The sequence below is a fragment of the Marinovum sp. E3 genome, from assembly GCF_055755275.1.
Genome location: NZ_CM146908.1, coordinates 302,658 through 312,941, shown reverse-complemented (window position 1 = coordinate 312,941; position 10,284 = coordinate 302,658). Strand labels below are relative to the sequence as shown.

Below are 10,284 nucleotides of genomic sequence, written 5' to 3'. Positions count from 1 at the left end.
GACCCACCCGCCCCAAGGTGTCACTGATTGCGGACCGGAATGTCCATTTCGTCGATGCCGATCTCGCGCACGAGCACCGGCACGCCGTAATCCTTGTCCTCCTGCACCTCGGTGCGGAAGTGGTACATGGATTGCAGCGCCTGATGATCCTCGGGCCGGAACCGCATCATGCCCTTGGGCGTCTCAAATTCCATGCCTTCCATCGCCGCGATCAGCGCCTCGGTGTCCTCGGCGCCTCCGGCCTTGCGGATCGCCTCGACCACGGCGATGCCTGCCGCCATGCCGCCGGCCGTGAAGAAATCCGGCGGGCTGTCGAACCGGGCCATATGCTCCTTGACCAGCCAGTCGTTCACCGGGTTCTGGGGGATCTCGTAGTAATAATAGGTCGCCCCCTCCATGCCGGGAAGTTCCTTGTAGGCGGTGAGCGCGGCGAGGATATTGCCGCCGGTAGCGATCTCGATGCCGAAACGCGACGGGTCCATCGCCTGGATCTTGCTCATCGGGTTGCCGCCGCCGGCCCAGATGATGAACAGCCGCTTCTCGCCCTCGATGTCCTTCATCGCGGTAAAGATCCGCTCGGCCGCAGCGGTGAAATCGGTGGTGTCCGTGGGCACGTATTCCTCATGCGCGATGCTGGCGCCGGTGCCGTCCAGCGCCTCGCGGAAGGCGGCAATGCCGTCGCGGCCAAAGGCGTAATCCTGCGCCAGCGTGGCAATCGTCACCCCTTCGCCGCCCAGGGCGACGGCGTTGGAGATCGCATCCTGGGACGAATTGCGCCCGGTGCGAAAGACATAGCGGTTCCAGTTCTCGCCGGTGATCGAATCGGCCACCGCCGGCTCGACGATCAGCAGGCGTTCATATTCCTCGGCCACCGGCAGCATCGCCAGCGCGACGCCCGAGCTGACCGGCCCCACTGCGATATGGGCGTCGTCGTCACCATAGGCCTCGGCCAGCAGCGCCTTGCCGAGATCGGGTTTCAGCTGGGTGTCCTTCTCGATCACCACGATCGGCTCGCCGTCGATCTCCATACTGCCGTCGGTGGCATATTCCAGCCCCAGCATCAGGCCATCGTGGCTTTGTTTGGCATAGGCCTCGAAAGGGCCGGTCTTGCCATAGACATGGGCAATGCGAATTTCCGCCGAGGCGGCGCCGGCACAGAGCAGCGCCGCGACCCCGGCCGTAAACAAACGTTTCATTCCGAACTCCTCCCAAGGAATTTCAATGCTCAAATATGAGACATGAATCATGCTTCATGTCAATGAAAAGGCGGCGCCGCCATGACGACGGGCGCCGGCCGGGCCTTTCGGAACAATCGCGGCGGCGCGCGGTTGGACAGAAAAAGGAGCCGGCCCATGACCCAAGCGCATTCTTCCAGCCCCGCCCCCGCAAGGTGGCCGTGAATCATGGCCCCCCGCGCGCTCTGGAAAGGCCAGCTTCGCCTGTCGCTCGTCTCGATCCCGGTCGAGCTTTATTCCGCCACCCGCAGCGCCGCGAAGATCTCGTTTCGCCAGATCCACAAACCCTCGGGCAAGCGCATCCGTTATGAAAAATCGGTGCCGGGCATCGGCCCGGTGGACCGGGACGAGATCGTCAAGGGCTATGAGGTGGATGACGATGAATACATCCTGATCGAGCCGGACGAGCTCGACGCGATCAAGCTTGAGACCAAGAAAACGCTCGAACTGGTGCAATTCGTCGAGATGGCCGAGATCCCGCCGATCTATTTCGACAAACCCTATTACCTGGTCCCCTCGGACGAACTGGCGCAAGAGGCCTATCGCGTGGTCCGCGACGCGCTGCGCCAGAGCGGCAAGGCCGGGCTGGGCCAGCTGACCATGCGCGGCAAAGAATACCTCGCCGCCGTACGCCCCTGTGGCGACGGCATCCTGTTGGAAACGCTGCATTATGCCGATGAGCTTCGCGAGGCCGAGCCGATGTTCGGCCAGATCGAGGATGCCAAGGCCGACAAGGAGCTGCTCGAGGTCGCGACCTCGCTGATCGACCGCAAGACCGCGCCGTTCGACGCCTCGAGCTATTCCGACAGCTACGCCGAGGCGCTGCGCGATCTGCTGGAGGCCAAGAAGAAGAACAAGAAGACGCCGCGGGTCAGCACCAGCAACGAGGCGGAAAGCCCGGGCGAGAATGTCGTCGACTTGATGGCGGCGCTGAAAGAAAGCCTCGACTCTGCCGAAAAGAAAGGACGCAACCGCAAGAAGAAAGCATCCTAGATGGCCGAGACCCCCGACAAACTCTCCGATTACATCTGCAAACGCGATTTCTCCCGCACCAGCGAGCCCAGGGGCGGTAATGCCGGTCGCGCCGATGGCAAGCCCGGCTTCGTGGTGCAGAAACATGACGCCAGCCGGCTGCATTATGATTTCCGGCTGGAATGGCAGGGCGTGCTGCTGAGCTGGGCGGTGACCAGGGGGCCGAGCCCCGACCCGGGCGAAAAACGCCTTGCGGTCCGCACCGAGGATCACCCGCTGGATTACGCCGGTTTCGAGGGCACCATTCCAAAGGGCGAATATGGCGGCGGCACCGTCATGCTCTGGGACACCGGCACCTGGACGCCGGAGGGCGACGTGGATGCGGGGCTCGAAGCGGGCAAACTGAAATTCACCCTTGAGGGCGAACGGATGCAGGGCGGCTGGGCTCTGGTGCGGATGCGCGGCAAGGAAAACCGCGAGAACTGGCTGCTGATCAAGGAGCGCGACGAGCTGACCGAAGACGACCCCGACGCGCTGACCCGCGACTTCACGACCTCTGTCACCACCGGACGCAGCATGGAGGACATCGCCGATGGCGTCGAACGCCCGGCCGCGCGCAAACGCACGGCCGAGGCCCCGAAATTTCGCGATGTGCAGCTCGCCACGCTCTACAAGGCCGCGCCCGAGGGCGACGACTGGCTGCACGAAATCAAGCTTGACGGCTATCGCACGCTGGCCGCGTTGGGCAAGTGCGGCACCCGGTTCTTCACCCGCTCCGGCAAGGACTGGACCGACCGCTACGGGGCGCTCGCCGAGGCCTTTGGCCCCCTGCCCTGCGACTCGGCGCTGATCGACGGCGAGGTGATGGCGGCGCGGATCGAAGGCTCTGCCTTTTCCTCGCTGCAACGAACGTTGTCGGAAGGCGGGCCGCTGATCTTCATTGCCTTCGACCTGCTGTCGCGCGATGGCACGGGTCTGACCGGCCGGCCGCAGGACGAACGCCGCGAGGCGCTGGCCGAACTGTTCTCGGGCCTGCCGAAACACGGCGCGCTGAGGATGAGCGAACACGTCGTCGGCCATGGCCCCGAGGTGTTCCGGCAGGCTTGCGAAGGTGGCGCCGAGGGCATTGTCTCGAAACGCCGCGACGCGCCCTATTGTGGCAGCCGCACCAAGGCCTGGCGCAAGATCAAATGTTCGCGCCGGCAGGAATTCGTGATCGGCGGCTACAGCCCTTCGGACAAGCCCGGCCGGCCCTTTGCCTCTCTGCTAATCGGCTCCAACCAGGACGGCAGGCTGCGCTATCGCGGCCGCGTCGGCACCGGTTTTGCCGAACGGGATTTCGAGCGGCTGGAACAGGCCATGAAGCCGCGCAAGACGCCCCCCTTTGACGACGTGCCGAGCGAGGTCGCCCGGGCCGCCAAATGGGTCACCCCGGCGCTGGTAGCCGAGGTCGAATTCACCGAGTTCACCGGCGACGGCCTTGTCCGTCACGGCAGCTATCTGGGCCTGCGAGAGGACAAGGTGGCCGACGAGGTGCAGCTCGAGACCGGAAAGGAGAGTGACGTGGAGACAATTGTCCTGAACCAGACCATCACCAGCCCCGACCGGCAGGTCTTTCCCGAGGCCGGATGCAGCAAGCTCGACATCGCGCGGCATTACGCCCGCGTCGGCAAGCGGATGATGGCGCTGATGTCGCACCGGCCGCTGTCGCTCTACCGCTGCCCCGGCGGGCTGGAGGACGCCTGTTTCTTTCAGAAACACGGCGGCTCGATGCCACCGGCGGTGGCGCGCATCGAGATCGAGGAAAGCGACGGCAAGGCCGAGGATTACCTTTACGCCACCCGCCCCGAGAGCCTTGTTGCCGCGGCCCAGATGGGCACGGTGGAATTCCACGTCTGGGGCGCGCGCACCGACCGGCTTGACCGGCCCGACCGGCTGGTCTTCGACCTCGACCCCGACGAGGGGCTGGGCTGGGACGCGGTGCGCGACGCCGCCTTCGAGGTGCGCGACCGGCTGCATCGGCTCGGGCTGGCCTCGGGGGCAATCGTCACCGGTGGCAAGGGCGTGCATGTCTGGCTGCCGTTGCGACGCAGCCGGGGCTGGGACACGGTCAAGCTCTTTGCCAAGACCTTTGCCCATGTGATGGCCGAAAAGGCGCCCGACCGCTACACCGCCACGATGTCGAAATCCAAGCGCAAGGGCCGGATCTTCATCGACTGGCTGCGCAACGAACGCGGCGCGACCGCCATCGCCCCCTATTCGCTGCGCGCGCGCCAGGGCGCGCCCGTGGCCGTTCCGGTGACATGGGACGAGCTGGCAGAGCTGAAGAGCGCGAAAGCCTTTTCGCTGGGCGACATGGCGCGGCGCATGGACCGGCCCTGCCCCGCCGTGGCGCTTCAGGACGATCTGCAATCGCTGAGCGATGGCGTGATCGACAAGCTCAATGCCTGGGCGGAGGAGGACTGAGGCTCACTCCGCCGCCTCGGACGCCTCCTCTACCCCGCGCGCGGCCATCCAGGGGCACCAGAGCTCGCGCGCGAGCACCACGCCCACAACTGTGAGCGGCGCCGCCAGGATCACCCCGAGCGGGCCAAGCAGCACGCCGAGCCCCACGATCGAGAACACGGTGATGGCCGGCGGTAGGTCGACGGCCTCGCGCTGGATCAGCGGGATCAGCAATGCGCCTTCGATCTGCTGCACTGCGAAATAAAGCAGGATCACCCAGAGCGCCGTTGTCGGACCGTCCATGATGCCCACCGCCACCGCGGGCACCGCGCTGGTCAGCGGGCCGACATAGGGCACGAATTCCAGCAGGCCGGCAATCGCGCCCAACGCGATCGGCGTCGACACCCCCAGCAGCCAGAGCCCGACGGTCGTCATCCCGAAAACTGCGAACATCGCCACCAGTTGCCCGACCAGCCAGGCTCGCAGCGCGCGCACCAAGGCCGCCATCGTCTGTCGCAGGCGCGGCCGAAGATGGGCGGGGGCCAGGGCCAGGGCGCCGTCGCGATATCCTTCCGGGTTCAGCGCAAGATAGACGCCACCGACAAACACCAGCGCGATCCCGGTGCCCAGGGCAATCAGGATCGATGTCGCGCTGGTCAGGCCGGAAAAGACCGACCCCATCTGCATCGGCTCGTCCATCCGGGCACCGATCCAGGATTCGACGTCGCCGAGGTCGATCCAGCTGTCGATTGTGCGGATCACCTCGGGGATCTGCGTTTGGATCTCGAGCAGCCCCGAAACGATCTGCGCGCCGAGCAGGATGAAGGCCGCGACCCCGACGAGGATCAGCAAGGTCACGCTGAGGATGACGGCCGACACCTGGCCCATCGGCAGCACGCGGCGCAGGCACCATGCGGCGGCGTTGAGCAATATGGCCGCGAGGATTGCGCCGAAACCCAGCAACACGATCCACCGGACCTGCCAGAGCGCCAGGGCCAGGACGATCACCGCCAGCAGGCCGATGCCCACGAGAAAGGCCTGCGCCGGCCCGCTGCGGCGCGATTTCAGTGCCATGCGCAGCTCTCCGGCTGGCGAGTTTCCGGTGCGGCGGCACCGCATCGGGGCGGGAAGTGAAGGGCGAATTGAGGCATATTGCGTACCAAACCCGCCCGGCCCCATGGCGGTTCCGTGCCGCCTGACGGAACATTCAAAGCACTGGAACGTTGGGTCAACAGACCCCCAACCGACGACAAAGGCACAGCATGACATCCCCCGACGACAAGCAGAGCGACAGAGCGAAGCGATCGGAGGGGGCGGGCGCCGCACGCCTGCGCAACAAGATCGACCATGGCGGCGCCGGAGACAAGGTGGCCTTTCCCGACCCCGCCGCCGCCCCGCTTGGCACGGATGACGAGGCGGCAGGCCACCCGCCGACCCGCGCGCAGCTGCGCCGGGCGCAGGCGCAGGAGTTGGGCCGCGCCGAGGGGCAGACCGACCGCCCGTCCCGGCGGCGACGGCAGTCGCCCCACCAGCACTGGCTGCCGGCGATGATCGTGGGGCTGGTGCTGCTGGTCGGGCTGATCGTCGCGCTTGTGCTGATCCCGCTCTGACATTCTCGGCCCGGTCAGGAACAAAGACCAGCGCCACATGTTTCCTTGAAACCCGTCCCGGTCGGGGCCTGCGGCCAGGCGGTGCGGCCCCGAAGCCGGGATGAAACGCCGAAAGGAGCGAAGTTATGGCCAGACACGACGACATGACCGAGCAAGAAGCGCGAGAGGAGCTGTATCGACGCAGCCATTCCCGCCGCGAGGATCGCGATCCCTATCGCCGGGGCGATCCGGGCTGGTGGGTGCCGCCGTGGTACGGCATGGGCCCCATGGCCCCCGAACTCTATGCCGCCCCCTACATGCCATCGATGCGCCGCTTTTCCGGCCGGCCCGATGACCGGCAAGAACGCGACTTCATGGACAGGGCCGGCGACGAGATCGCCTCGTGGTTCGGCGATGACGCGGCCGAGGCCCGGCGCGAGGCCGACCATCGCGGTCGCGGCCCCAGGGGCTATGTCCGGTCTGACGCCCGCATCGAAGAGGATGTGAACGACCGGCTGACCGATCACCCCCGGGTCGACGCCTCGGAGATCGAGGTTTCGGTGGCCGACCGCGAAGTCACGTTGAGCGGCACCGTCGACACCCGTCGGGCGAAGCGTTTTGCCGAGGATTGCTGCGACAGCGTCTCCGGCGTCACCCATGTCCAGAACAACCTGAGAATTCAGAACCATGCGCCTTGATCCAACCGATTTTTCCCATCCGACCGCCGCCGGTCCCTTGGCGGCGGCGGCAGGTGAGCCCGCCCGTGCTGTGCCCTTCGTAGGCGGGCTCCTCCTGGCTGGCGCACTCTGCGTCAGCCAGGCGATTCCGGTGGCGGCCCAGGAGGCCGACGCGGCCGAGCAAGAGGTCTCTTTCATTTCGGCCGAGGGCAAGGACATCGGCACCGCGACCTTGACCGGCACCTCCTATGGCGTGCTGATCTCGCTCGACTTGCGGGATTTGCCGCCAGAGACCTGGCATGGCTTTCACATCCATGAAACCGGCGATTGCGATCCCGAAGACGGCTTCAATTCCGCCGGCGGCCATTTCTCGGTGTCCGAGACCAATCACGGTTTCCTGGCCGAAGAGGCGCCGCATTCCGGCGACATGCCCAATCAATGGGTCGCGGCCGACGGCACGCTGCGGGCCGAGGTGCTGAATACCTATGTGATCCTCGGTGGCGACCGTGACAATATCTCGGGGCGGGCGCTGATGCTGCATGCCGGCGCCGACGATTATCGGAGCCAGCCCTCCGGCGATGCCGGCGCACGGCTGGCCTGTGCGGTGATCGACTGACAGATACCGTGAATTGACAAGCACGCGGTGGCGCGGCTAGCAGACACCCAACCTGCGACCCTCGCCACCGCCAAAGGGCCCAAGATGACACGACGCGAAGACCTGCCCGGGCCCGAGGCCGCGCTTGACGCGGAATTGCGTCGCAAACTGGCGGAATTGCAGACCGAAAACACGCCCGAGCGTCTGGTCGAACTGGCGCGCGAGCTGCAAAAGCTGCTGCGCGACCGCGAGGCCGACAGCTCGGACTGACGCCGTCAGTCTCTGGGCGGTTTGACCCCTTCCGGTTCATTGCCTTCGAGCGCCGCGATCAGCATCCGCCGCGCGCGGTTGACCCGACTCTTGATGGTGCCGACCTCGACCTCGCAGATCCGCGCCGCCGTTTCGTAACTCTCGCCCAGCATCACCACCAGGATCAGCGTTTCGCGGTAATGGGTCGGCAATTCGGCGACCTTGTCCATCATCTCGTGGCCGCGCACCGTCCATTCCTGGGTGGCCGGCACAGAGACCGAGGACGAGATGCAGGTTTCGGCGCCGGTCTGCATCCGCGCCGCCCGCTTGACGTTGTTGAGAAAGGTGTTGCGCATGATGGTCATCAGCCAGGCCCGCAGATTGGTCCCGGACTGGTATTTGTCGAAATTGTCGATCGCCTTGACCAGCGTGTCCTGCACCAGGTCATCCACGTCTTCGTGGCGACGCGTCAAGACCCACGCATAGGCCCGCAGAGCCGGGATCATCTCGACAATGTTTTCCTTGGCTCCCATGACCTTCCTCAAACACACCACAAGCCCTCCGCCACTTGCCGCCGCTACGATGCGGCGGCGCAGGTCTGACGCGGTCTTGCAAACAACACGTGGGATGACGCTCAGGCGCCAGACCCCTGGCCACCTGATGGCGCCGGGGATGACCCGCGCCCCTGCGTCATCGTCACATCGTCTGGTTCAGAGAACGAAACCCACGATAGCCAGAACGATGACGACCAGACCCACGATATAAATGATATTGTTCACTTGACTGTCTCCCTTGAGGCTTCGGCCCTTCGACCCTCTTCAATTCCAACGCGGCCCGGCCCGAAAGGTTCCTCATTCTCGGGCCGGGCCCGCACCGGCGCGAGGGGTCAGGCCCCGCCCATCCGCTTGGGCGCGCCCGTGGCCAGATCGGTTCCGACATGCGGCAGACCGGCCGATTTCCAGGCACCGAAGCCGCCTTCCATATGGGCCAGCGGGGTGATCCCCGACGCCATCGCGTCCTGGCCGACCTTGCCGCTGCGCTTGCCCGAGCCGCAATGCAGCACGATCCGCTTGCCGTCCTGCGTCGGTAGGGCATCGGCGCGAAAGAAGGGCATCGGCATCAGCAGCGCGCCCTCGACATGTTCCATTATGTATTCGGCCGGGGTCCGAACATCGATCAGCACGATCTCGCCTGCATTGAGGGCCTCGAACACCCTTTGCGGGCTCCAGTTCTCGATCTCTGACATCCGGGTCTCCTGTGGCTCAAAGGCGGTTTGCGGGAATCTTGAAATAGGCGTTGCCGTCGTCTTCCGCCTTGGGAAGTCGGCCACCGCGCAGGTTGACCTGAAGCGCATGCAACATGCGATCGGGCAGGTCGAGCGTGGCATCGCGCGCTTCGCGGGTCTCGATGAACGCGGCCTTCGACACCCCGCCGCCGATGTGGATGTTGCTGTCGCGCTGCTCCCGGACCGTGCTTTCCCAGGCCGGGTCATCACGCGTGTCGGTGCCATAATCATGGCCGATGAAGATGCGGTGATCGTCGGGATGATCCAGCAGGCGCATCAGCGTGTCATAGAGATCCGAGGCCGATCCGCCGGGAAAATCGCAGCGTGCCGTGCCGGCGTCGGGCTGCATGAAGGTGTCATGCGCAAAGATCGCATCGCCGATCACGTAGCTGACCGAGCCGGCGGTATGGCCGGTCGACAGCAGCACCCGCCCCTCGAGCTCGCCCAGCTTGAACCGCTCGCCATCGGCGAACAGCCGGCCGAAATCCCGTTCGGGGTGAAAGGCGTCGCGCAGGTTGTAGAGCTCGGCCCAAATGTCGGCGACATCATGCACCTTGTCGCCGATCGCGGTGGTGCCGCCGGTCCGGTTTCCGAGCCAGTGCGACGCCATGAAGTGATCGGCATGCGGATGGGTGTCGAGCACCCAGTCCAGCGCGAGGCCGCGCTCCTTGACCTGTGCCAGCACCCATTCGGCGCTGTCGAAACGTGTGCTGGCGTTTGCCGGATCGAACTCCTGCACAATGTCGATTGCGGCGGCCGCGCCGGTGGCAGGATCGACGCAGATGTATTGGCAACTGCCGGTGTCGGGCTCACGAAAGCCGATCACCTCGGGGCTTCCCTTGCCGCGCGATGCGCTGATCTTGTGTTGAAAGGTCATGTGGCCTCCTGAAATCTCGGGGTTGCTGGAACACAGGGAACCCGGAGACCGACGCACGGCGGCCTGCCTTTGCCGTGGCGCTCTCCGGGTGTGGTCTCCCGGCGATCTTCACTCGGGCGGTCTTACTTGCGGCCGGACTGGCGCACGGCGGCCGGAACCGTGACGGCGCCGGTCAAGAGCGCGACCGTCAGGATCGTTGAAATCAGCATCAGACTGTCCATGGCACTCTCCTTTCACCGGGCCAACGCGCCGCGCGCCGCGCCGGTTCCCTGGTGTCGTGGCCGTCGGCGGGAACTGCGCGCCGGGCTTCGCGTTGGACCCCGAGAGGCGCGTGCCCCGGCGGCTTTGGGCACGCGGCCA

The 10,284-nt window shown here is 65.7% G+C and carries 11 protein-coding genes; 6 read left to right on the top strand and 5 right to left on the bottom strand.

Going from position 1 to position 10,284, the window contains the following annotated elements; all coding sequences use genetic code 11:
• Window positions 1-20 precede the first annotated feature (20 nt).
• Entirely contained in the window at window positions 21-1,196 is a 1,176-nt protein-coding gene (locus AC0J5K_RS01505; protein ID WP_048529333.1) for a substrate-binding domain-containing protein, read from the bottom strand.
• 207 nt (window positions 1,197-1,403) lie between these two features.
• Here AC0J5K_RS01505 and ku point away from each other — a divergent pair, with 207 nt between their 5' ends.
• Window positions 1,404-2,228 carry a non-homologous end joining protein Ku gene (gene ku, locus AC0J5K_RS01500; protein WP_274565849.1) on the top strand — a complete coding sequence of 275 codons (825 nt, stop codon included), beginning with the start codon at window positions 1,404-1,406 and terminating at the stop codon, window positions 2,226-2,228.
• A complete protein-coding gene (ligD, locus tag AC0J5K_RS01495) occupies window positions 2,229-4,673 on the top strand; it encodes a DNA ligase D (RefSeq protein WP_274565850.1) in 2,445 nt (814 codons plus the stop codon).
• Between the two features lie 3 nt (window positions 4,674-4,676).
• Here the strand turns inward: ligD and AC0J5K_RS01490 are convergent, their stop codons facing one another.
• Entirely contained in the window at window positions 4,677-5,726 is a 1,050-nt protein-coding gene (locus tag AC0J5K_RS01490; protein ID WP_274565851.1) for an AI-2E family transporter, read from the bottom strand.
• 188 nt (window positions 5,727-5,914) lie between these two features.
• Here AC0J5K_RS01490 and AC0J5K_RS01485 point away from each other — a divergent pair, with 188 nt between their 5' ends.
• The 4 genes from AC0J5K_RS01485 (at window position 5,915) to AC0J5K_RS01470 (ending at window position 7,783) form a co-directional block, all read left to right on the top strand.
• Window positions 5,915-6,262 carry a hypothetical protein gene (locus tag AC0J5K_RS01485; protein ID WP_274565852.1) on the top strand — a complete coding sequence of 116 codons (348 nt, stop codon included), beginning with the start codon at window positions 5,915-5,917 and terminating at the stop codon, window positions 6,260-6,262.
• Between the two features lie 125 nt (window positions 6,263-6,387).
• Entirely contained in the window at window positions 6,388-6,939 is a 552-nt protein-coding gene (locus AC0J5K_RS01480) for a BON domain-containing protein (protein WP_074836918.1), read from the top strand.
• Entirely contained in the window at window positions 6,929-7,534 is a 606-nt protein-coding gene (locus AC0J5K_RS01475; RefSeq protein WP_274565853.1) for a superoxide dismutase family protein, read from the top strand. Before AC0J5K_RS01480 ends, AC0J5K_RS01475 begins: the two co-directional genes overlap by 11 nt.
• Window positions 7,535-7,618: 84 nt before the next feature.
• The gene (locus tag AC0J5K_RS01470; protein ID WP_158499002.1) at window positions 7,619-7,783 is read left to right on the top strand and encodes a hypothetical protein; all 165 of its coding nucleotides are present in this window, start codon (window positions 7,619-7,621) and stop codon (window positions 7,781-7,783) included.
• A 5-nt stretch (window positions 7,784-7,788) separates the two neighbouring features.
• Here AC0J5K_RS01470 and AC0J5K_RS01465 read toward each other — a convergent pair whose 3' ends face one another.
• From AC0J5K_RS01465 to AC0J5K_RS01455, 3 genes are all read right to left on the bottom strand, one after another.
• Entirely contained in the window at window positions 7,789-8,295 is a 507-nt protein-coding gene (locus tag AC0J5K_RS01465) for a sigma-70 family RNA polymerase sigma factor (protein ID WP_274565854.1), read from the bottom strand.
• A gap of 353 nt (window positions 8,296-8,648) precedes the next feature.
• Entirely contained in the window at window positions 8,649-9,008 is a 360-nt protein-coding gene (locus AC0J5K_RS01460; protein ID WP_048529324.1) for a rhodanese-like domain-containing protein, read from the bottom strand.
• Between the two features lie 16 nt (window positions 9,009-9,024).
• Entirely contained in the window at window positions 9,025-9,924 is a 900-nt protein-coding gene (locus AC0J5K_RS01455) for an MBL fold metallo-hydrolase (RefSeq protein WP_074836916.1), read from the bottom strand.
• Window positions 9,925-10,284: the final 360 nt, after the last annotated feature.

What these genes read in the sequence shown, in the direction of transcription:
- AC0J5K_RS01470 (WP_158499002.1), top strand. Translation starts at nt 7,619, where the DNA reads ATGACACGACGCGAAGACCTGCCCGGGCCCGAGGCCGCGCTTGACGCG.
- AC0J5K_RS01460 (WP_048529324.1), bottom strand. Translation starts at nt 9,008, where the DNA reads ATGTCAGAGATCGAGAACTGGAGCCCGCAAAGGGTGTTCGAGGCCCTC.
- AC0J5K_RS01505 (WP_048529333.1), bottom strand. Translation starts at nt 1,196, where the DNA reads ATGAAACGTTTGTTTACGGCCGGGGTCGCGGCGCTGCTCTGTGCCGGC.
- AC0J5K_RS01465 (WP_274565854.1), bottom strand. Translation starts at nt 8,295, where the DNA reads ATGGGAGCCAAGGAAAACATTGTCGAGATGATCCCGGCTCTGCGGGCC.
- ku (WP_274565849.1), top strand. Translation starts at nt 1,404, where the DNA reads ATGGCCCCCCGCGCGCTCTGGAAAGGCCAGCTTCGCCTGTCGCTCGTC.
- AC0J5K_RS01480 (WP_074836918.1), top strand. Translation starts at nt 6,388, where the DNA reads ATGGCCAGACACGACGACATGACCGAGCAAGAAGCGCGAGAGGAGCTG.
- AC0J5K_RS01485 (WP_274565852.1), top strand. Translation starts at nt 5,915, where the DNA reads ATGACATCCCCCGACGACAAGCAGAGCGACAGAGCGAAGCGATCGGAG.
- AC0J5K_RS01455 (WP_074836916.1), bottom strand. Translation starts at nt 9,924, where the DNA reads ATGACCTTTCAACACAAGATCAGCGCATCGCGCGGCAAGGGAAGCCCC.
- ligD (WP_274565850.1), top strand. Translation starts at nt 2,229, where the DNA reads ATGGCCGAGACCCCCGACAAACTCTCCGATTACATCTGCAAACGCGAT.
- AC0J5K_RS01475 (WP_274565853.1), top strand. Translation starts at nt 6,929, where the DNA reads ATGCGCCTTGATCCAACCGATTTTTCCCATCCGACCGCCGCCGGTCCC.
- AC0J5K_RS01490 (WP_274565851.1), bottom strand. Translation starts at nt 5,726, where the DNA reads ATGGCACTGAAATCGCGCCGCAGCGGGCCGGCGCAGGCCTTTCTCGTG.